Genomic DNA, 21,062 nt, shown 5'->3' with positions numbered 1-21,062 from the left:
GTAATCCTTTTTTCTTTATCCTTTTTGTAACACATCATTGACAAACCTACAAAAAACGTTTAACAGGGCAGATCTAACGACGTTTTTCAAGTTCGTCGAATCGTGCCAGAAACTCGTTTTGAATCGCCTCACCGACGGTTCTGACCACTTCAACGGTGATCTCGTCATAATCGCATTGCTCAAGGATGCCAAATAACCCGGACACCAAGAATGCGATACCGCACCGATACAGCGGGTCTTTTTGCTGCTGAGGGCTTCCCAGTGCGCATGCCGCCAGTACGACCTGCCGTCTGATCCCATATACCACCGATGCATGTGAAGCCGATTTTAAAAACGGTTCATAAGTCGTTTTGTTTTCCGTGTAGATATCCATAGCACTTTTCAGGATCTCCGGCAGTTTATAACGCTGTTCCTCAGTGTTATATTGTTCCAGAAGCCCGGTCATTTTACTGATGATGCTGTTATACATGCGGGAAGCGCAGTCATAGATGTCATGATAGTGGAGATAAAAGGTGCTCTTGTTGATATCCGCTTTTGCGCACAGTTCCTTAACCGTAATGGAAGAAAGCGGTTTTTTCTGTAAAAGTGTTGCCATGGCAAGCTGTAAGCTTTCTTGGGTTTTTCTGATTCTCCTGTCCATAGTTATACTCCTTTCTGGACATTGACCGACGATTGTGTCCGTTAATGGACGAACCGCAAAAAATCGCCTGTTGACGGATATATAAATATCATTTATTATACAATAGACGTGTGTCTATTTAAAGACAATTGTAGATAAATGTTGCAATTTGTCAAGAGGGTGTTTGTTTGTGAAGATTTTATTCGCAATGGACGAATATTTTGCGGCAAATAATGGGGGAGGCATCTCGGCCCAGCGTTTTGCGGATGAACTTAAAAAACGCGGTCACGAAGTCAGGATATTGGCAAGCGACGTCAACGGACAGCCGGAATTTCCGCTCGGGGAATTCAAGTTGCCGCTTTTTGACCCGCTTGTAAAAAAGCAGGGCGTGACTTTTGCCAAAGCGGATCAAGCGGTAATTCGGGAAGCGGTGGAATGGGCAGATTTAGTTCATCTTGAGAATTGTTTTGTCGTGGCCTCAAAAACGGCAAAAACCGCCGCCGAAATGGGAAAACCCTGCACAGGCGTTTTTCACACATATCCGGAAAACATCACTTCATCCATTCATCTGGCCTGGATGAAACCGGTGAATAAAGCGCTGGCACGCGCATTTGAACGCAATGTTTTTCAATATTGCAGTGATATTCACTGTCCTTCCGAAAAGGTCATGCAAAATCTGATAAACTGGGGATATACAGCAGATCTTCATGTGATTTCCAACGGGGTAACGCCGGAATTTGAATATCACCGTATACCGAAACCCGAAGCGTTTCAAGATAAATTCGTGATTTTAATGACCGGGCGTTATTCACGGGAAAAGCGGCAGGATGTGTTGATAAAAGCCGTTAAAAAATCCAAATATGAAGATCGAATCCAATTGATTTTTGCGGGGCAGGGGCCTTTGGAAAAGCAGTATCAGCGGCTTTCGAAAAACCTCTCAAATAAACCCGTATTCGGCTTTTTACAGAAAACGGAATTAAAACAGGTGATGGCTTATTCGGATCTTTATATTCATACCGCGCAGGTTGAAATCGAAGGGATGTCCTGCCTTGAGGCAATTGCATCGGGCCTCGTTCCGATCATCGCCGACGGAAAAATGACGTCCACAGGAAAATTCGCTTTGGATTCGCGCAGTTTATTCAAGTCGGGCGATGCAAAGGAACTCTCGCAAAAAATTGACTATTGGCTGGAAAATGCGGAGGAACGAAGGCATATGGAACGGGTTTATCATGAACACGCAGAGGAATATGCGATACATAAATCCGCACAGGAACTAGAGAAGATGTTTCTCGGAGCATATAAAAAGATTTACGGAGCAAATTCGGCATTAACTGCCTGATTTCGGAAATATTTTAATTATTTATAAAATTTTTCGTTTTTCCCCTTTAGAAATTCTGATTTTTGTGGTATAAAGATAGTTAGGGAACAAAGTTACAACTATAAATATAGGAGTATAGGAGAGAAGACAAATGAAAAAGATATTGTCAATTTTTGTTTCCGCTTTAATACTGTTTGCCCTAAATGCTTGTAGTGTAAACGGCAAAGAAGCGAGCAGTGCTTCCGATGTTGCAAATCCGGAGGATAAAGAGTATATCGAAAACACACTGAATCTTGCAAACAACGCGGATCAGGAGTGGACTTATTATGCGGATTCCGACGCGTGGGTACTCTCCGTCGTATCGGCGGTCGCCTATCCGGAATTGCCCGATCAGCAGGGCGTATCCGTTTGTGTTCCCGGGGCTTATGTCACCGGAATTGATACAGACGGCGACGAAACCGCGGACATCACATCTGAAACCTATGCAAGTACTGTAAAAGGTGCGCTTGTAATCGATTATGACGCACAGATCACAAGCACCAACGGACAGGTGTATACGGCTGCGACGGCGCCGGTGATTCTGAATACAGGTGCTGCCGGTTATGCTTCCTCAACTAATTCTGCGGCGTCGGCAAGTTATGCCTTGGAAGGATATATCAATGTCGCATGCGGAAACCGCGGCAAACAGGATACCGCTACAGATGAAAGCGGTAATACTTATTATACGGGCGACGCTCCCTGCTGTCTGGTTGATCAAAAAGATGCGGCGCGGTATGTAAAGTATAATATTCTGCTTGGAAATCTGCCAGGCAGCGTGGACTATCTTGTCTCCACAGGAGGATCCGGCGGCGCTGCACACGCTGCGATGTTTGCAGCGACATCCAATAATTCGGATTTTTACAACTATGAGATTGAAAGCGGTGCTGTCGGCGTATATAAAAACACGGACGGAACCTATTCGACGACGGTAACCATTGACGGAACCGATTATGAAATTTCCGACGGAGCATGGGGCTGCGTCGCTTACAGCGCGATTACATCTCTTTATGAAGGCGATATAACGATGGCTTTTGAATATTATATGGATACGACCTATAGCTTCGGAAGCTCGTTCCAGATGCAGCTGGCGCAATACCTCTCCGCTTCCTATATGGATTATATCAACAGTCAGAACCTGTCGGTGAAAGAGACTTCGGTCGGTTTTGATCTGAACGATGACGGGGATACGGATGATATGATCGCATTAACGATTGAATATGATCCGGATTCATATCCGGAGACAAACGGATACCACGGTACTTATCTTGATCTTTATTTAGCCGAATTCACGCAAAATCTCCAATGGTATCTGGATAACCTGGACTATGCGGATGGCTGGACCTGGTTCGATGACGACGGTAATGCACTCAGTGATGAGGAAGTCGCCGCTATGACTTCTGCGGACAAGGCCGAGGCCTTTATCGAAGGTCGCTATGCAAAAGGAAGTTCCACGAATGAAATGGGCGGTCCCGGCGGCGATATGGAAGGCACCATCGGCGATTTTCCGAACGGAACTTTAGGTGTTTCGGGTGGTGATATGGGCGGCACAAACGGCGCTCCGGGTGGTTTTCCGGGCGGTGCCCCGAGTGATGTTACCGGTACAGGCGATAACAACGGCAACGCAACAGCAGTCGGAACTCCCGATGCAGGCACCACGCAGTCGGCAACCGGACAAAACGATTCCGCCAATTATGAGACATACAATGATATGGTAGAAGCATATAAAGCAGACATCGAAGAAATTGAAGCCGGAGATCAGTACGACAACAACATTGTATCTCTTTATAATCCGCTTAATTATATTAATGCGGACGATACTGAAAATCCGACATGGACAAGAATCGTCATGGGCGCAGCCGAGGGCGATATGTCGATGTTCGCTTCGCTCAATCTGCAGATCGCTTGGCTCAGCGGCGGTGTTGATGCGGTAATTGAATGGCAGTGGGACGGCGGTCATGTTCCCTCCGAAATATTCGGAAATTCTCTTTCCCTCTATGTCGACGAGATGTACGGAAAGCATGTCGAGGGCGCGGTGACGATTACAAAGGATGCTGCGACGCCGCAGACTCAGAATGGAACGGCGGAGACAGCAACCGGAACCGATATCAGCGGCTGGGTTAATTATGACGACGTTACGAATGTTTCATTCAGCCTCGCGGATGCCGCAGCATACAGAACCGCCGGTGCAAGCAAGGCAATCCCCGGCTTTGATGTCATTGATTACGGGCAGGAGGATTATGTGTTCGGTAATACAGAGAAAGACGCACGCCATTGGGACACTTATGTCCTTGATGCGTTGGAAAAATACGCAGATGTCCTCGAGCCTTTGTTTAACGCAGGTTAAATTTCCCCGCGATACAATAAAGTAAAACGTAAATCCCGCCGACCGAGAAATTGGTCAGCGGGATTGATTTTGTAATATATCTACGATTACGATAAAAACGATTTTTCTGATTTCTCAATGTGGATATCACCCTCACAGTGCGCATCGCCTTTGATTTCGCCGCAATAGATGTCGCCGTCACATTCGACATTGCCGTTGACATCGCCGCAATTCACCGAATCTCCGGCGCTGACATTACCACCCACAGGACCGCATCGAACGCTGTCTCCGGCCTCGACGCGGGTACCGACAGGGCCGCAGTTAACACAGTCTCCCGCTTGGACTCGAGCGCCGACAGAGCCGCAGTTAACACTATCTCCCGCTTCCACATAACCACCGACATTGCCGCAGTTGACGCCGTCTCCCGCTTTCACATAACCACCGATGTTGCCGCAGTTGACACTGTCTCTTGCTTCGACGTATCCGCCAATGTCCCCGTCGATTTTCGCGCTGCCCCAGATCTCGATCGAAACGGGCTCGTTTTTATAAATTTTATCAATGGCGAGCGGAATAAAGGATTCACGCAGATCCCGATTCTTTTCAAACACGTTTTTGGTTATCATCTTTCTTCCGATAAATTGCACCACACGCAGTATACCGTCATCCGTAAACGGCACATCGATTTCCGCAACGGATTCCCGAGGTCCAAAAAATAAGTAATCCACCGTCACGCCGAAAAACTCGGCGATACCCGGCAGCAGCGCCACGTCGGGCAGGGAATTGCCGGTCTCCCATTTGCTGACCGCCTGCACACTGACGCCGAGCGCTTCAGCCAGCGCGTCCTGACCGAGCCCCGTCTCCTTGCGCAGATTTTTTATGCTCTCGCAAATTTTGATCTCCATCATTCCTTACCTCCCGATTAAATTCATGATGCGCGCACATCAATGATCTGTAAAAACCTTAGCCCATAAATCCCCAAAAATCAATCGATTGTCAGTCGAATCCGATCAACTGTCAGTTGAATTTTATCATTGAACCGGTTGAAAAACAATGCTTGAATGTAAAGTATAGATCATGTATAATGAATCCATCAGATGAACGGAGGTTTTACCGGTGCCCGACAGCAATAACACGCTTTTTTATCATAAACCCGCGAGCGCTTTTACAAGCGCTCTTCCGCTCGGTAACGGACGGATCGGTGCGATGGTTTATGGAGAGACGATGCATGAAGTCGTTAATTTAAATGAAGATACACTTTGGACCGGATATCCCAATTGCGACAGCGCGCCCGACAGTTCGGAACATTATGCCGACATAAAAAAGGCGGCTCTTGAGGGTCGGTTTAAGGATGCCGAAGCAATCTTTGAGGAATACATCTCACGCGGCAACAGCCAAACCTATCTTCCGATGGGCGATTTGTTGCTTGATTTCGATCACTCTGACAATATCACTGAATATTGCCGCGCTTTGGAACTGGAACGTGCAGTTGCTACGGTTGATTATAAGGCGGATGGTATCGGTTATCATCGTGAATACATTGTCTCCTATCCGCACGATGCATTAGTCATAAAAATCAGCGCGGATAAAGCAAAATCGGTGAGCTTTAAAGTTCGTTTAAGAAGTCGTCTGCGCAGCAATATTTACACGGTAGATAAAAACAAACTGTTTATAGACGGCGAGGCACCGTCCAACTGTTATGCCCGCGATGCTGACGGTAAAGTAATTAACTACATGACCTACAGCAGTGTACCCGAAAAACGCGGCGTTCAATTTCGTGGCGGTGTCAGCGTGACACTCGAAGGCGGGGAATTAACCGCAGCAGAGGACAGCGACTTTCTTGAGGTGAAGAACGCCAATTCAGCGGTGATTTGGTTCAAGATCGCGACCAGTTTTAACGGCTATGACCGCTCGCCGTTCTTGGACGGAAAAGATTACTACGGCGTTGTAAAAAATGATCTTGACCATGTCGGCGAATACAATTATGACGCAGTTGTGAAGGAACATATTTATGATTTTTCCGAATATTATCTGCGTGTACGGCTTGACCTCGGCTCATCTGCCGAAAGCGATTTACCCACGGATGAGCGTTTAAAAAGCTTTTTTGGAACGCAGAATGATCCCTCGTTGTTTACGCTGGCTTTTAACTTCGGGCGTTATCTGATGATTTCCGGCTCCCGGCAGGGCAGCCAACCGTTGAATCTGCAGGGCATCTGGAACGATAAACTCTTTGCTCCGTGGCGTTCCAACTATACCACGAACATCAACACCGAAATGAACTACTGGCCCGCCGAGATGACAAATTTAGCTGAGATGCACCTGCCGCTGATTGAGATGGTAAAGGACATTGCACAAGCCGGTATCGCCACAGCAAGGGATCTATACGGCGGAAAAGGTTTTTGTTCCCATCACAACTGCGACCTTTGGCGCAAGACGACCCCTCCGGGCATGAAGGGCAAAAACATCTCGCTCTGGGCTTTCTGGCCGTTTTCCTCGGGTTGGCTGTGCCGCCATGTTTGGGAGCATTACGAATACGAACCCGATTTCTCCTATTTACGTGACACTGCTTATCCGATTTTAAAAGAATGCTCGAATTTTTACCTCTCCATGCTGACTGAGACCCAAGAAGGTCTGTGTTTCGCCGGCGGCACCTCACCCGAAAATCAATTTTATAATAAAGACGGCGTCCGCTGCATGGTCGGTAAATACGCCACGATGTCCAACGCCATCATGCGTGATGTGTTCACCAACACCGCCAAATGCTGTGATGTAATCGGGGATAATGATTTTGGCGATTTGCTGCGTAAAACGATTCAAAAAATTGTACCGTATAAACTCGGCTCAAAGGGCCAGATTCTTGAATATGATGACGATTATGAGGAGAACGAACCGGGTCATCGCCATATCTCCCATCTTTACGGTATGCACCCGGGTGAGGAGATCAACCTCGAACAGACGCCGGATTTGGCAATGGCGGTCAGAAAATCGCTTGAATTGCGCGGAGACGAAGGTACCGGCTGGAGTTTGGGTTGGAAGATCAACCAGTGGGCCCGTCAGCATGACGGTGACCACGCTTATCAGTTGATGTGTATGCAGCTGCGCTTGGTCGATCCCGATTCGCCGATGGATTACAGCAAGGGCGGCGGTACCTACCCCAATTTGTTCGATGCGCACCCGCCGTTCCAGATCGACGGCAATTTCGGTTTTGTCTCGGGGCTTTCCGAATTGTTGTTACAATCCCGCGGTAATTTGGTGACCTTGCTTCCGGCGCTGCCTTCGGAATTCAAAGAAGGCAGCATCAGCGGCCTGTGCGCCAAAGGAGGTCTCGAAGTCTCGCTGACCTGGGAAAACGGTAAATTGAAAAACGCTATTTTCATGCCGAAACAGAATTTTGACGCTGTCGTCCGTTATGACGGAAAACAGGTGAAAGTTCGCTTTATCGCCGGCCAGGAGGTCACTTTCGAGGGTTAAATATCCATAATTCCTTCACATTTCAGCCATCTGTCTTGGGTATCATATAAACGAATCCTGTAATAGGATCTTCCTAAAAGGAGGCAATATGATGCAAAAGTCAAAAATATATATTGTCACAGGTGCTTTCGGGCATCTTGGCAGTACCATTGTCAGCATTTTAAACGAACGCGGCTATGAGGTCAGAGGCCTTGCGCTTCCGGGTGATTCCTCACCGCTGACCAAAGCCACCGGAACAGCCAAAATCTATTACGGCGACGTTTGCGATATCGACTCGTTAAAAGAGATTTTCGATGTACCCCAAGACAGAGAGTTAATCGTAATCCACGCCGCCGGCATTGTCTCGATTGCGACAAAGTATAATCCCCTCGTCCAACGTGTAAACGTCATGGGCACCCGAAACATCATCAAAAAATGCTTTGAGACCAAGGCAAAACGACTGGTCTATGTCAGCTCCGTGCATGCGATCCCGGAACTCGGCAAGGGTAATCAGATTCGCGAAATCAAGAAATTTGATCCCGAAGAGGTCAGGGGACTTTACGCTAAAACCAAAGCAGAGGCCACCCAATGTGTGCTTGATGCGGCGGCAAACGGGCTGGATGCCGTGGTAGTTCATCCGTCGGGCATCATCGGTCCGAACGATTACGGCAGTTCACACACCGCACAGATGATCATTGATTATTTCAACGGAAAGCTCCAGACTTGTGTGCGCGGCGGATATGATTTCGTCGACGTACGCGATGTCGCGGAGGGTACGATCGCGGCTGCCGAAAAAGGAAAATCCGGCGAATGTTATATTCTGTCCAACCGTTATTGCTCGGTCGAGGAACTCTTCGACGAGATGCAAAAGATGAGCGGACGCAGAAAGGCTTCGGTATTACCCCTGTGGGTGGCCAAAATGTTTGCGCCGATAGCGGAACTCTATTACAAAGCCCGCAAACGCCCCCCGCTGTATACACCGTATTCGCTGTATACCCTCGAAGCCAACGCGGATTTCAGCCACAAAAAGGCCGACAGCGAACTCGGTTATAAAACCCGTACGCTCAAACAGACCTTAGCTGATACGGTCGCGTTTTTAAAGCAGACAGGACGTATCAAACCATTCAAGCGCCGTAGAGCGGGACAAACCAGATGAACAGGAGTGTTAAAAGTGAATCAAGAGGACAACATTGACGTCACTATCGAAAAACAGGCCGATCTTTGCAGCGGGAGAAATGATCCGGCGCTCACCGAGGAATTCCGCGATTTCGGCTTCGGGATGTTCATTCATTTCGGGCCCGACTGCACGCTCGGAACAGTCATCAGCCATTGGATGATCGGCGCTGACGACCGCTTGGTCAATGATTTCATCGACAACGGACCGAAGATGCTTTCGATTGACGATTTTAATCCGAAAAAGTGGGCTTATCTGGCGCGGCAGGCCGGTGCGAAATATGCGGTATTCACCGCAAAGCACCACAGCGGCTTCTGCATGTGGGACACCGAAACAACGCCTTTTAATATTATGAACACGCCGTTTTGCGGCGATTTGATGACCGAATATTTATCGGCTTTCAGAGAGATGGGGGTCAAACCGGGCCTGTACTTTTCACCGTTTGACTTTTACTATAACTACCGCATGAAAAAGCGGGTTTTGCAGTTTGCCACACCGGATATGCTCCAAGAAAACGACCCAGAGATGCTCGACTACAACAACAAGCAGGTCGAGGAACTGATGCAAAATTACGGCGATATCTACTGCATGTTTTTCGACGGACCGCCGGATACGCTTAAAGCGACCGTATGGGATAATCAGCCGAAGTGCCTGATTACCCGCGGCGAGATGGAAACGCCCGAAAACGTTCTCCCGAGCGAAGCCATCGATATGGCTTGGGAGGGTTGTTATACGATGGGCGAGAGCTGGGGTTATAAACCCATCGACATCGCCGATCACGGTGCCGAACGGCATATCAAATCGCTGATCAAAATCCGCGCAAGAGGCGGTAATATGCTGCTGAACGTCAGCCCCGATTCGCATGGAACAATCCCGCGCTGGCAGGAAGAAGTGCTGCAGACCATGGGTCTGTTCAATTTCTTTTACGGCGAGGCGATTTACGGTGTGCGTCCGTGCAAACACGTCAGCGAAGAGGATGAAAAGGTCTTTTACACACAAAGCAAAGACGGCAAGACCGTTTATGCATTCCTGATGGATGGCATTCCGCATTTCGGCTATTACGGCAGATACGAAATCGCACTGAAAAAAGTTCGGGCGACTGCGGACACTAAAGTGCGCATGGTCGGCTCGAACAATCAGATCATGGAACACCGTCCCGAAACGGACTGTGCGTCCCGCTATCGTCAAGAAGGAGATAACTTTATCATCGACACGATTCTCTCAATGCGCCCGAGCGAAAACCGCGCATGGAAGCTGCCGGTGGTCATGGCGCTCGAAAACATCGAATTTATTTAAATAAAATTATCGTTTGGAGATCACGATGGATAAAACCGAAAAAAAGACACAACCTAATTTGATCTATGTTTTTGCGGATCAGCTGCGCTATTTTTCGTGCGGGTATGCAGGCGATCAAAAAGCGCATACGCCAAACATCGATAAACTTTCCAAAGAAAGCGTCAGTTTCTGCAATGCGATATCGGGCCATCCGGTTTGTGCGCCTTACAGAGCGTCCTTGTTTACGGGCAAGTATACAACAAGCACCGGCATGGTGATCAACGAGATCAGGATGAACCCGAACCACGCGTGCATCGGGCATGTACTCACAGACGCGGGCTATGACACGGCCTATATCGGGAAGTGGCATTTGTGGGCCAATGAACTCGGGCATCATATGGATCCGAAGAATTCTTTTACGCCGGCGGGACCGGATCGGCTCGGGTTCGACGGTTTCTGGGCCGCATATAACTTTCATCACGAATATTACAACACCTATTACCATACGGACAGTCCGGAAAAGATCACTATGGAGGGTTACGAACCCGACGGACAGACCGATATGGCGATTAAAATTTTAAAGCAGCATTCCGAAACGGGCAACCCGTTCGCACTTTTCCTTTCAATCGGCACGCCGCATGATCCTTGGGTTAAAAGCAATGTGCCGGAGCAGTATTATGACATGTTCAAGGACGCAGAGTTTGAACTCCCGCCTAATTACAAGGATCAAAATGATCCTTATGCGGATAACTGGGCAAAACTGAATCCGGACGAAAGAACCGAATTGACTGAGTGGATGCGCGTTTATTATGCCATGACCGCAAATTTGGATTGGAACATCGGACGGCTTGTCAAAGCCATTGATGAGCTGGGCCTGCGTGACAACAGCATCCTTGTGTTCACTTCCGACCACGGCGAAATGTTCGGGGCGCAGGGCAGAAGAGCCAAAAATATTTTTTATGAAGAAGCCGTGCGTGTGCCGTTCTTGATGCGCAAACCCGGTTGGATCAACGATAACAGCACCACGGATGTCTGCCTGAATACACCCGACATCATGCCCACATTGCTTTCCATGATGGGACTGCCGGTTCCGAGCGAGGTCGAGGGCATGGATCTCAGTCATTGCGCATTGGGCAAACCCGGGCCGGAACCGGAAGCCGCGTTTTTGCAGGGAACCGGTGCGACGGCAGCTTGGGACGACGGACACGAGTGGAGAGCGATGAGAAGCAAGCAATATACCTATGCCGTTTATCACGCAGACGGCAAAGAACTTCTTTTTGACAACAAATCCGACCCTTATCAAATGAAAAATCTTGCAGATCTCCCGGAATATAAAACAGTCCTTGAACAGTTCAGAACTTTGATAAAAAATAAGATGGAGAATCTGAACGATACCTTTGAATCCTGTTCGTGGTACCGAGACCATTGGACGCAGGATCGGATCATTATGCGAACAGCCACGCTCCAATCAAAATAGCGAAATTCAACGGATCAACTCAAACAGCGGTTTTAATTTCATAAACCCATCAGACAGCTCGTCGGCCAGCGCATGTGAAAACACCGTCTCGCCGACGGGTACCGTTTTTTCCAAATAAAACGATTTCCGATTCAGAACCGATTTGACAGCGCCATCCGGCAGAGCGGGGAAGTGATCTTTTTTATACAATTTGTCAACTGCATGGAATCTGTGCTTTTCTGCATTGGAAAGCGATTTTTCGGCTTCTGAAAAACGAACGATCAATTTCTCCCGCAGCACCTGCATACCATCCGCAGTCGAATTGTAAACCCTCAGTCCGTAACCGTAATGGGACAAACCCATATCAAAATAAAAACCGACCGCATCGCTCTCCCGATTCATCAGCCGAAACCGCAGATAGACGTATTCTTTCAGCGGCATATCATGAGAAAACCGGCGGTCGGTGTAGGGCGAACTGATGCAGCGCGAGGGCTTGACCTCAAGTTCGGGTGAAATTTCGGAGATCACCGGCACCAGTGTTTCAAACAATTCCCGCAGCGGTTTTCCGACAATCTCATCATATCGCCGTTTGTTATCCGGCAGTGCCGCAATGGTGTTATTGAGCGGCAGTTCCAGCCAAAAAGGGATCAGTTCTTTCGAAAATCCGTGAAACATCACGAAACCCCGCAATATTCGAAAAGAGCATCCAGATAGGGATATATCTCTTTGGGAATAAATCTATTTTCATCTATCAACCGCATGATTTTCTTTTTACTTGCCCACATGGCATCGCAGGTTTCTCCGGGTTGTAAAACAACGGACGAAATATCCGCTTCTTGGCGGAAAAGCCAGACGTCTTTGATATAACCACCCGGGTCATTGGAACGAAGCGCGCTGTATCGTTTAAATAATAAGCCGTTTTTCGGATCAAGTTCAATGCCGATTTCTTCCCGGGTTTCTTTTAAAGCGGTTTTCAAACTGTCATCGCCGGCGACCGCACAGCCGCCCGTGGTCTGCCAAAGACCGTGCCAAGTACCGCCGGCCGATCTTTGAGAGATCAGAAATTCCCCTTTGGAATTCAAAATCCAGATTTCAACGACTAAGTGATATTCGCCTTTTTTCAGCGGCTTTCCGCGTTCGGCATATCGGCCTGTAAAGTTGCCGTTTTCATCTAAAATGTCCCAAAGTTCAGCCATTTTTATCTCCCTCTGATAAATTTCAAAGCATTATTCTTTTCGGCATCGGGATTGATATGGTAAATCTGTTCCAAAATCTTTTCCTCTGAAATCACCGGATCCATGTCCGCAAGCGTCATACCTCTTGCCGCCCAAAAATCCTCCGGCGTGCAAAAGACGGTAACAGGCCAGCCGTAGGGCTTGTTATTTTTGGTCTGCCGCTGCTTTTGTCCGCAGGCGGTGATAGCCATTTGCATCTGCAGCTCGATCAGAGCGCGTTCGAACGTTGATTTTTCATCCCGCCCGAAACCGCCGAACCGTTTGATCTCATGTACGGCCAGCAGCCCATAAGCGTTGATTGTGTCATAAATCCGTTTCGCGGCGTTGGTGACCGTGCCGCGCCGGTATTCCTCTCCGAACGAAAGACTACGCCGCATCGCGTAAAAATACGGATACCATTCCTTTGTGATAAATCCGCCGACGCCGAAGAACATTTTGGCATAGGCGACGTCATTCCGCTCGGCGAGTACCCGCATGCGCCATTCCCACGGGTCGGTATCGGGCTTTCCGGTGTGCCAGCGAATCGGGGAATCGGAAAACTGCTGGTTTTCCCAACCGACCGGGATCGCGGTAAAAATCCCGTGCGCATTTCCGCCGCTCATCGAAAATCCGCTCTCTGTCAACACTTCGCAGAAATCGCCGAAATTACAAACCATTTTTTTAAACCCATCCATTATCTTAGACCAATCCCGATCAGTACATCATTCGTAACAACGCCGTTGTATTGATATTCGAGTTCTGCTAATTCAAACGGAATATTCGCCCGACCATCCAGTTTGATCAGCTTGCGGTTTGTCAGTAAACGTTCGTTGTTCTGTATAATAGACGCTTGTATGGATGGTTTATTGATTTGATCAGCATTTTCAAGAATGCGGTCTAGCGTACCAAACCGATTGAGCAGGAATGCGGCGGTTTTCGGACCGATCTTATCCGCGCCTTTAATATTATCTGAGGCATCGCCAACTAATGACTTGAAGTCCGAATACTGATCCGGCGCAATGTCAAGCCGATCCCGTATATATTCGCAACCGCAGACAACGGATTTATCGCCGCGATAACGCAGTAAGAAAACATTATCGTTAATCAGTTGAAAAAAATCGCTGTCAAATGAAGAAATTACGATTTGCATATCTGTTCCATATGTAATGGCATAAGAGGCGATAACGTCGTCCGTTTCAAATTCGGCAATTTCCGTATGCTGAATGTTCATGTAATCGAGCGCATTATAGATATCCGAAAGCTGTGAAAAAGGGTTGTCCATTTCGTCGACAATGGAATAATCCTGCCGGTTAGCTTTATATTCCGCGTCCAACTCTGAGCGGAAATTCTCATGCTCACCATCGAATAACACGACCAAATGTGTCGGCTGAACCATTCGGATTATTTTAAGCAACGCGCCGACAAATCCGAGCGTTCCCTGAATGGTTTTTCCGTCTTTGTTGACAATTCTCGACGGCATACCGAAAAACATTTGAAACAGCAAGTTGTGTCCGTCAACGATGAGCAGTTTGTCCATTGTATCACCTACCAATATTATTTTTGATAAACAGTAATTAGTAAATTATTTTCAATGCCTTTAAAAACAATATCTAAAAAATCATCTCCGAATTTATTTTTTAAATCTATCATCAATTCCTGAATGATGTGGTTGTGTATTTCATCTGGTACACCTGCTTGATCCGAAAATCCGCGTCCTGCGAACCTCGGTAGAAAACCGTGTTTCAACGGAATTTCATAGGCGTTTCCTCTCTCAATCATCATTTCGTTTTTATCTTTGAATAGTTTATCACATACTTTGGCACGGTCAAACTTCCAACTGTATTTTATGGGCATGATATTCCGTTCTTTTAATTTCGCCCAATAAGCGGAGTACATAGCATTGACAATTTCATGACATTTTGAATTGTCGTAGCAACTGTCATTTTTCCTGCCGGGTTGGTCATCCTTACAGATAAACGCGCCACCTTTTTTCAATACGCGATGAATTTCCGAAAGAACTTTTTGGGGATTGGAGATTAAATGCAATACGCTGTTGCAGACGACGGTATCAACGCTTTCATCTTCAAGCGGGATATCTAACGCGTTCATACGGCAAAGAGTGACATTATTGAGAGAAACGTGGTTGCGTTTGGCTTTTTCTTGCAAAATAGAAAGCATGGCTTTTGATATATCTCCGGCGATAATCTTAGTACCGTATGATGCACATGGTACTGTAAAGCAGCCGTCGCCGCATCCCAAATCAAGAAAAACACCGTCTCCCGTTAGTTTCGCCACTTCTTTGGCAAACAAAGCGTCCCTTTCCTCAATCAGATATTTTCGGTTGCCGGAATAACTGTCACCGATATTTTCATATCCAATATATTTGTCTCCTTCGCCGTCGGTAATAATATCCGGCATATCTGATAATTGCCAGATGTTATTTATCTTTTTGATTTCATTTCCGCAAAACTCACAAGAGGGGAATTGCATTAATCGTTTGCATTTAGGGCATAAAAACATATAATTTGTTTCACCTCATCACCAATTGATCAAACGCCAGCACCCGATCTCGGATTTCAGCGCAGTTGTCGGGGTTGACGTATTCTAAAATGAACGGAACGCCCTCGCAGTGTTCGTGATAGAACTTTAAAAACAGCGGCCAGTCGATTTCTCCGTCGCCGACGACACGACCGGAAGCGTCGTTGACCTTGCGATCCTTGCCGTGGAAATAGGAGATATACGGCGTAAGGTATTTGAACATATCTTCCTCATCGGAGTTGGCGATCAGATTGGCGGGGTCGAGCAGTACTTTGAGTCGTTCGGAACCGCTCTGTAAAATCAAATCGCGGGCGCGTTTGGCACTCGGTGTAAGATCAAGCACACAGTTTTCGAGCGCAAGGTCGACGCCGTATTTTTCAGCCATTTCCAGTACTTTCATCAAGTTGCTTTTAAAGTAATCGAAATCCTTTTCGTAACTGTCAAACACGATGCCGCGCCTTCCGGGGATAAAACCGGCTTCGGTGGCGACTGCCGGAATCCCGTTTGCGGCGGCAATTTGAAAATAACGTTCGTAAGTGCGCAGATTTTGCGCTTGTTTTTCCTCATCCGGTTCAAACATGCTCGAAAATGCCCCTAAAGAAGCGATATAGATACCGTTATCCCGAAAGGTGTTGACGATTTCAGCGGCGAGTTTGTCGGTCAGCGGATTCATATCCGTACTGCCGTTGTAAGCCCAAACGTTGCACTCTTTGAAAGTAAAACACAATTCCGTTGAGACGAAACCGAGTTCCCGCATTTTTTTCGCAACGTCCGCAAATGCCCATTCACGAAAAGAACGGCTGACAACGCCTACCTGAATCATAAAAATTTACCCCCACAGCGTTTTTTTCAGTGTAACATTCCGGTCGGAAATTGTCAATTCCGAGCGATTGTAAATTCGGTATGGATATGATAAAATGACGCTGTGATTTTAACGCCGTAAATCGGCATAATCGGAACGGAGATTATTTTATGAAACATCTGCATTTGGTCTGCAACGCGCATCTCGACCCGGTTTGGCTCTGGCAGCTCGAAGAAGGCGTCGCCGAGACTCTTTCGACCTATCGCGTGGCGGCTGATTTCTGCGAAGATTACGAGGGCTTTATTTTCTGCCACAACGAAGCAATGCTGTATGAGTGGGTCGAGCGTTACGAACCGGCTCTGTTTGCGCGCATTCAAAAACTGGTCGCCGAGAAAAAGTGGCACATCATGGGTGGATGGTATCTCCAGCCCGACTGCAATATGCCCTCCGGCGAGAGCTTTGTGCGTCAGATTTTAGCGGGTAAAAACTATTTTATGGACAAATTCGGCGTCGAACCGACTTGCGCTATCAACTTAGACGCGTTCGGTCACAGCCGCGGACTGGTCGAGATTTTGAAAAAGGCCGGATATGATTCCTATCTGCTGTGCCGTCCCGAACCCGATATGCTCCCGCTGCCGGGAGAGGATTTTAATTGGGTCGGTTTCTCTGGCAGCAAAATTGCCTGCCATCGCGCCTATAATTCCTACGAATCCCATCGAGGCGAAGCCGACGAAAAGATCAAAGGTTGGATTAAGGAAAACGGAAATGCCGACGTCGGCATCGTGCTCTGGGGCATCGGCGACCACGGAGGCGGCCCGTCGCGGGTCGATTATGAAAAGATCAAAAAGCTGAATCAAGAAGAAAAGAATTTCGAGATCATCCACTCGATCCCCGAGGCCTATTTCGCCGAGTTGAACAAAGACAAGCTGCCCGACTATAACGGCATTCTCAATCCGCGTTACACCGGATGTTACACCACCCAAATCCGAATCAAACAGCTGCATCGGCAGCTTGAAAACATGCTCTATATGACCGAAAAGATGGTCGCGCACGCAGCCATGTCCGGCCTGATGGTATATCCCGAAAAGAACATCGCCGAAGCGACCAAAGACCTGCTGCTGATGGAGTTTCACGACATCCTGCCGGGTTCTTCCATTGAGCCGGTGGAGCAGTATGCCATCTCACTTGCCGGACACGGACTGGTCGAACTCGACCGCGTCCGCACACAGGCATTCCTTTCGCTTTCGAGCGGTCAGCGCAAAGCCGAGGACGGCGAAGTGCCGATTCTGGTCTATAATCCGCATCCGTTCGAAGTGGAACAAATCGTCGAATGCGAATTCCAGCTGCCCGATCAAAACAAAAACCGCGATCTGTTTGCCAATCCCATCGTATACAAAGACGACATAAAAGTAGATTGCCAAGCCGAACATGAACTGTCGAATTTCAATGTCGACTGGCGCAAACGCTGTGTGTTCAAAGCCAAACTCGCACCGGGTCAGATGAGCCGCTATGATGTGAAAATCGAATTAATCCCGACGCCGAAAAAACGCGAGTTCACTGTTAAAAACAATAAATTCATTTTCGAGACCAAAGACATCAAGGCTGTGATCAATACCCAAACCGGCACACTCGATCAATATGAGGTGTGCGGCGTCGATTACATCGCCGGCAGCGCATTTTTGCCGCTTGTCATCAAGGATGACGAGAACTCTTGGGCGCATAAAGAAAAATCGTTCCCGGATGTGATCGGTGAATTCACCCCGATGGACAGGGCGCGTGGCGCGGAATTTTCCGGCATTATCGACGGCTCTTTGCCCGAATCGGTACGGGTTATCGAGGACGGTGAGGTGCGCACAGTCGTCGAAGCGGTCATGGAATATGCTCACTCCCAGATTTGTATACGCTATTTCCTGCCGAAAAAGGGCACCGAGATCAAGGTGACCGCCAAGGTCTATTGGAACGAGAAGATGACCATGCTCAAACTGGCTGTACCGACCGTCTGCAAAGAGGGCTTTGTCGGTCAAACCGCATACGGAAGCGAGAAATTGCTCACGAACGGCGACGAAATGGTCAGCCATAAGTGGAATGTCGTAGCCGGAGCAGGGAAGGCCGTCAGCGTCATCAACACCGGCACCTACGGCAGCAGCTGTGAAAACGGCGAACTGCGCATCACCTGTTTGCGTTCGCCTGGTTATTCGGCGGGAAAATCGGACTTTTCGGTACGCAAGCCCTATATCATGGAGCAGGATCGTTTTTCGCCGTTCATTGATCAGGGAGAACGTGAGTTTGAATTTTATCTGAACGCCTCTTCTGATGCAGAGCGCCTTGAAAAGATTGAGCGCGAAGCCGCTGCGAAAAACGAAAAACCGATGGCATTGTCCTTCTTCCCGACAGGCTTCGGAAAAGAGGTCAAGCCGTTCGCACTACTCGACGACGAGGTGCTTTCACTTGCGGTTTTCAAACGCGCCGAAAAGAGCGAACAGTTCGTTCTGCGTTTATTTAACCCGACCGCAGAAAAGCGCACGACAACACTTGCCATTCCGTCGGTCAATGTGAAAAAGACGGTCTCTTTGGCAAAATATGAGTTCAAATCTTTTGCCTTTGACCCCGTTGCCAAAACCTTCTCCGAAGTTGACTTGATGGAGAGATAAATTTTATAAAGACCAATCATCATTACGAGGGGCTTTAGCCCCGCGGCAATCCAGATGCATGGGTTTCTGGATTGCTTCGTCATTTCACTCCTCGCAAAGACGGCATAAAGACATCTGTGATTCAATAACAGTTTAACAAAATAATCAGGTGAATCGCATTCACCTGCCGAAAACGCGCGGACAGCCACCCTGTCCGCGCGTTTGAATATCTATGAAATGCGATATCCCTATTTGTTTTGTTTTTTCATCATTTTAATCTCGCGGGAGAACGATTCGATGTCGGAAAAATCGCGATAGACAGAGGCAAAACGAATATAAGCGACCTCATCGAGATCGCGCAGTTTTTCAAGAATGTATTCACCGATTTCCACTGAGGCGATCTCGTGTTTCGGCGAGGAATAAATCATGGTTTCAAGTCCGCGGACAACATTTTCAAGCTCTTCAAGCGGAATGGTCTGCTTTTTACAGGCGCGCACCATGCTGGACAAAACTTTTTGGGGATCAAACGCTTCACGAGCGCCGCTTTTTTTGACGACCCAAACGGTGGAGCGTTCGGTTGTCTCAATCGTGGTAAAGCGCATACCGCATTTTTCGCAAAGCCGGCGGCGGCGAATTTTTTCACCGTCGTCCTGAGGGCGTGTATCGATGACTCTTGAATCCGGTGTTCCGCAAAACGGGCATTTCATTTCAACCACTCCTTCACAATTAATGATATCTTGTTTTCAAAGTTTTGTCAAGTAAAATCGCATTTATAAGCACTGTATATCCGCTCCTGTTTCGGGCGAAAATAACCGAAACGGAGGTGATCGCATTTGTCCGAAGAAAAGAAAAAACTGTTCACATTCGGCGCGCTTGCATATCCCGCGATTGAGCTTTTATGGCGAAAGAAAACGCATCCCTCGATGGCGTTGGCGGGCGGACTGGGGATGCTGATACTCGATGCGGTTGATTTAAAGCTGTGGCGAAAAGCCGTTAAATACACGGTTGGATGTGTCGGTATCACTGCGCTGGAGCTTGCGTTGGGTCTGATTTTTAATAAAAAGCATAAGATCTGGGATTACAGTAAGAAAAAAGGAAATTTGGCGGGGCAGATCTGTCCGGCGTTCTGTGCGGCGTGGCTTCTGCTGTGCTTGCCCGGATATGCGGTCTGCAGGCGGCTGCGTACGGAAAAGTCACTGCATGGTCCGCATTGACAGAAAGGGGTTTATTTTGGTATAATATCGACAAGTTCATATGGAGGTTTTAACCATGAAAGTGACAAAAGATTCTTTAATCGGTGATATTCTCGATTTCGACCGCACAACCGCTGCCTTTTTTCTTGAGATGGGCATGCATTGTCTCGGTTGTCCGTCCGCACGGGGTGAGTCCATCGAACAGGCTTGCCAGGTCCACGGCGTCGATGTTGATGAATTAGTGGCAAAGATCAACGAACATCTCGGCGAAAAATAAAAGGAATATGTTGAAACTGAGTCCCCGACTGGCGCTTGCTGCGCAGCAGGCCGGGGAATGCGGTCGCATTGCGGATATCGGGACGGACCATGCGCTTCTTTCGGCGTTCTTACTTTTGAACGCAAGCGCGCGGTCTGCACTTTTATGTGATGTTGTCGAAGGTCCGTTAACAAGAGCCGCCGAGACCGTTAAAAAGTATCATCTTGAAGATAAAACCGAACTACGGCTTTCGGACGGTTTTGAAAATGTCGCTTCCGATGCGTTTGATACCGCATTGATTTGCGGGATGGGCGGGCTGAACATCATTGAAATTCTTGCAAAATCCGATTGGTTCGGACGTGAGAAGAAGCGGTTGATTCTACAGCCACAAACCGATGCCTGCCATCTGCGGGCATTTCTTTTGGACAGTGGCTGTGATTTGATTTCGGAACGCGCCGTCATCGACGCAAAACGTGCTTATTCGGTCTTGTCCGTTGTGACCGAAGAGAGCGGGAGAAGTCTCCCGGATTGGAGACAATATATCGAATTTAATCCGGAGTGGGCTAAAAGGCATGAGATCATTTTGGGCAAACTCGGATCTGCCGAAGAAGCCGAACAGGTCTATTTTTCATCACTTTATAAACTGTTTAAAAATCGTGTCGAGGGTGCAAAACTGGAAAAAAACAAGCCGATGGTTCGGGCTTACTTACATATTTGCGAATTGATAACCGAAGCGACGGGGGCGGAAATTTAAATCCACGAAGGGGAGGTCATAAAG

General features: G+C 47.9%; 19 protein-coding genes. 10 read left to right on the top strand and 9 right to left on the bottom strand.

Annotation, left to right across the window (positions count from 1 at the left end; genetic code table 11):
* Positions 1 to 73: 73 nt before the first annotated feature.
* Positions 74 to 640, bottom strand: a complete 567-nt coding sequence (locus PK629_07315) for a TetR/AcrR family transcriptional regulator (GenBank protein HOP11283.1) — start codon at positions 638 to 640, stop codon at positions 74 to 76.
* A 169-nt stretch (positions 641 to 809) separates the two neighbouring features.
* On the opposite strand from PK629_07315, the gene PK629_07310 reads away from it, so the two are divergent.
* Together PK629_07310 and PK629_07305 are read left to right on the top strand one after the other, a co-directional pair.
* Positions 810 to 1,958: a glycosyltransferase gene (locus tag PK629_07310; protein ID HOP11282.1), complete on the top strand. Its 1,149-nt coding sequence runs from the start codon at positions 810 to 812 to the stop codon at positions 1,956 to 1,958.
* Positions 1,959 to 2,088: 130 nt separating this feature from the next.
* Entirely contained in the window at positions 2,089 to 4,320 is a 2,232-nt protein-coding gene (locus PK629_07305) for a hypothetical protein (protein ID HOP11281.1), read from the top strand.
* An 86-nt stretch (positions 4,321 to 4,406) separates the two neighbouring features.
* Here PK629_07305 and PK629_07300 read toward each other — a convergent pair whose 3' ends face one another.
* Positions 4,407 to 5,204, bottom strand: coding sequence for a helix-turn-helix transcriptional regulator (locus PK629_07300; protein ID HOP11280.1), 798 nt, complete (start codon positions 5,202 to 5,204; stop codon positions 4,407 to 4,409).
* A gap of 208 nt (positions 5,205 to 5,412) precedes the next feature.
* Between PK629_07300 and PK629_07295 the strand changes: the two genes are divergently transcribed.
* From PK629_07295 to PK629_07280, 4 genes are all read left to right on the top strand, one after another.
* Complete coding sequence (locus tag PK629_07295) at positions 5,413 to 7,767, top strand: glycoside hydrolase family 95 protein (protein ID HOP11279.1); 2,355 nt, start codon at positions 5,413 to 5,415, stop codon at positions 7,765 to 7,767.
* A 91-nt stretch (positions 7,768 to 7,858) separates the two neighbouring features.
* Positions 7,859 to 8,902, top strand: a complete 1,044-nt coding sequence (locus PK629_07290; GenBank protein ID HOP11278.1) for an NAD-dependent epimerase/dehydratase family protein — start codon at positions 7,859 to 7,861, stop codon at positions 8,900 to 8,902.
* Positions 8,903 to 8,917: 15 nt separating this feature from the next.
* Entirely contained in the window at positions 8,918 to 10,216 is a 1,299-nt protein-coding gene (locus PK629_07285) for an alpha-L-fucosidase (protein HOP11277.1), read from the top strand.
* Positions 10,217 to 10,241: 25 nt separating this feature from the next.
* Positions 10,242 to 11,672 (top strand): sulfatase, encoded by a 1,431-nt coding sequence (locus tag PK629_07280; GenBank protein HOP11276.1) that lies wholly within the window; start codon positions 10,242 to 10,244, stop codon positions 11,670 to 11,672.
* 6 nt (positions 11,673 to 11,678) lie between these two features.
* Here the strand turns inward: PK629_07280 and PK629_07275 are convergent, their stop codons facing one another.
* The 6 genes from PK629_07275 to PK629_07250 are packed head-to-tail and all read right to left on the bottom strand — an operon-like array spanning position 11,679 to position 16,226.
* Positions 11,679 to 12,326, bottom strand: a complete 648-nt coding sequence (locus tag PK629_07275; protein ID HOP11275.1) for a DUF2461 family protein — start codon at positions 12,324 to 12,326, stop codon at positions 11,679 to 11,681.
* Positions 12,326 to 12,847: an NUDIX domain-containing protein gene (locus PK629_07270; protein ID HOP11274.1), complete on the bottom strand. Its 522-nt coding sequence runs from the start codon at positions 12,845 to 12,847 to the stop codon at positions 12,326 to 12,328. The genes PK629_07275 and PK629_07270 overlap by 1 nt, the downstream gene beginning before the upstream one ends.
* A 2-nt stretch (positions 12,848 to 12,849) precedes the next feature.
* Positions 12,850 to 13,542, bottom strand: a complete 693-nt coding sequence (locus PK629_07265) for a hypothetical protein (protein HOP11273.1) — start codon at positions 13,540 to 13,542, stop codon at positions 12,850 to 12,852.
* A 17-nt stretch (positions 13,543 to 13,559) separates the two neighbouring features.
* Positions 13,560 to 14,402 (bottom strand): 5'-3' exonuclease H3TH domain-containing protein, encoded by an 843-nt coding sequence (locus PK629_07260; GenBank protein HOP11272.1) that lies wholly within the window; start codon positions 14,400 to 14,402, stop codon positions 13,560 to 13,562.
* A 17-nt stretch (positions 14,403 to 14,419) separates the two neighbouring features.
* On the bottom strand, positions 14,420 to 15,385 hold the full coding sequence (locus PK629_07255; GenBank protein ID HOP11271.1) for a class I SAM-dependent methyltransferase: 966 nt from the start codon (positions 15,383 to 15,385) through the stop codon (positions 14,420 to 14,422).
* Between the two features lie 10 nt (positions 15,386 to 15,395).
* Positions 15,396 to 16,226: a sugar phosphate isomerase/epimerase gene (locus PK629_07250; protein HOP11270.1), complete on the bottom strand. Its 831-nt coding sequence runs from the start codon at positions 16,224 to 16,226 to the stop codon at positions 15,396 to 15,398.
* A gap of 149 nt (positions 16,227 to 16,375) precedes the next feature.
* Here PK629_07250 and PK629_07245 point away from each other — a divergent pair, with 149 nt between their 5' ends.
* A complete protein-coding gene (locus tag PK629_07245) occupies positions 16,376 to 18,856 on the top strand; it encodes a glycoside hydrolase family 38 C-terminal domain-containing protein (protein HOP11269.1) in 2,481 nt (826 codons plus the stop codon).
* Positions 18,857 to 19,083: 227 nt separating this feature from the next.
* On the opposite strand, the gene nrdR is transcribed toward PK629_07245, so the two are convergent.
* Complete coding sequence (gene nrdR, locus PK629_07240) at positions 19,084 to 19,542, bottom strand: transcriptional regulator NrdR (protein ID HOP11268.1); 459 nt, start codon at positions 19,540 to 19,542, stop codon at positions 19,084 to 19,086.
* A 126-nt stretch (positions 19,543 to 19,668) separates the two neighbouring features.
* On the opposite strand from nrdR, the gene PK629_07235 reads away from it, so the two are divergent.
* Genes PK629_07235 through PK629_07225 form a run of 3 tightly spaced genes read left to right on the top strand, consistent with a single transcriptional unit; the run spans position 19,669 to position 21,038 of the window.
* On the top strand, positions 19,669 to 20,049 hold the full coding sequence (locus PK629_07235; GenBank protein HOP11267.1) for a hypothetical protein: 381 nt from the start codon (positions 19,669 to 19,671) through the stop codon (positions 20,047 to 20,049).
* Between the two features lie 55 nt (positions 20,050 to 20,104).
* On the top strand, positions 20,105 to 20,305 hold the full coding sequence (locus PK629_07230) for a DUF1858 domain-containing protein (protein ID HOP11266.1): 201 nt from the start codon (positions 20,105 to 20,107) through the stop codon (positions 20,303 to 20,305).
* A 7-nt stretch (positions 20,306 to 20,312) separates the two neighbouring features.
* Positions 20,313 to 21,038 (top strand): class I SAM-dependent methyltransferase, encoded by a 726-nt coding sequence (locus tag PK629_07225; protein ID HOP11265.1) that lies wholly within the window; start codon positions 20,313 to 20,315, stop codon positions 21,036 to 21,038.
* Positions 21,039 to 21,062 lie beyond the last annotated feature (24 nt).

This window comes from Oscillospiraceae bacterium (assembly GCA_035380125.1).
Taxonomy (GTDB): Bacteria; Bacillota; Clostridia; order Oscillospirales; family JAKOTC01; genus DAOPZJ01.
The sequence above is the reverse complement of the archived record's forward strand: the minus strand, read 5'-3'. Positions and strand labels throughout refer to the sequence as shown.

What these genes read in the sequence shown, in the direction of transcription:
- PK629_07245 (HOP11269.1), top strand. Translation starts at nt 16,376, where the DNA reads ATGAAACATCTGCATTTGGTCTGCAACGCGCATCTCGACCCGGTTTGG.
- PK629_07225 (HOP11265.1), top strand. Translation starts at nt 20,313, where the DNA reads ATGTTGAAACTGAGTCCCCGACTGGCGCTTGCTGCGCAGCAGGCCGGG.
- PK629_07290 (HOP11278.1), top strand. Translation starts at nt 7,859, where the DNA reads ATGCAAAAGTCAAAAATATATATTGTCACAGGTGCTTTCGGGCATCTT.
- PK629_07230 (HOP11266.1), top strand. Translation starts at nt 20,105, where the DNA reads ATGAAAGTGACAAAAGATTCTTTAATCGGTGATATTCTCGATTTCGAC.
- PK629_07275 (HOP11275.1), bottom strand. Translation starts at nt 12,326, where the DNA reads ATGTTTCACGGATTTTCGAAAGAACTGATCCCTTTTTGGCTGGAACTG.
- PK629_07270 (HOP11274.1), bottom strand. Translation starts at nt 12,847, where the DNA reads ATGGCTGAACTTTGGGACATTTTAGATGAAAACGGCAACTTTACAGGC.
- PK629_07250 (HOP11270.1), bottom strand. Translation starts at nt 16,226, where the DNA reads ATGATTCAGGTAGGCGTTGTCAGCCGTTCTTTTCGTGAATGGGCATTT.
- PK629_07305 (HOP11281.1), top strand. Translation starts at nt 2,089, where the DNA reads ATGAAAAAGATATTGTCAATTTTTGTTTCCGCTTTAATACTGTTTGCC.
- PK629_07260 (HOP11272.1), bottom strand. Translation starts at nt 14,402, where the DNA reads ATGGACAAACTGCTCATCGTTGACGGACACAACTTGCTGTTTCAAATG.
- nrdR (HOP11268.1), bottom strand. Translation starts at nt 19,542, where the DNA reads ATGAAATGCCCGTTTTGCGGAACACCGGATTCAAGAGTCATCGATACA.
- PK629_07315 (HOP11283.1), bottom strand. Translation starts at nt 640, where the DNA reads ATGGACAGGAGAATCAGAAAAACCCAAGAAAGCTTACAGCTTGCCATG.
- PK629_07280 (HOP11276.1), top strand. Translation starts at nt 10,242, where the DNA reads ATGGATAAAACCGAAAAAAAGACACAACCTAATTTGATCTATGTTTTT.
- PK629_07265 (HOP11273.1), bottom strand. Translation starts at nt 13,542, where the DNA reads ATGGTTTGTAATTTCGGCGATTTCTGCGAAGTGTTGACAGAGAGCGGA.
- PK629_07255 (HOP11271.1), bottom strand. Translation starts at nt 15,385, where the DNA reads ATGTTTTTATGCCCTAAATGCAAACGATTAATGCAATTCCCCTCTTGT.
- PK629_07300 (HOP11280.1), bottom strand. Translation starts at nt 5,204, where the DNA reads ATGATGGAGATCAAAATTTGCGAGAGCATAAAAAATCTGCGCAAGGAG.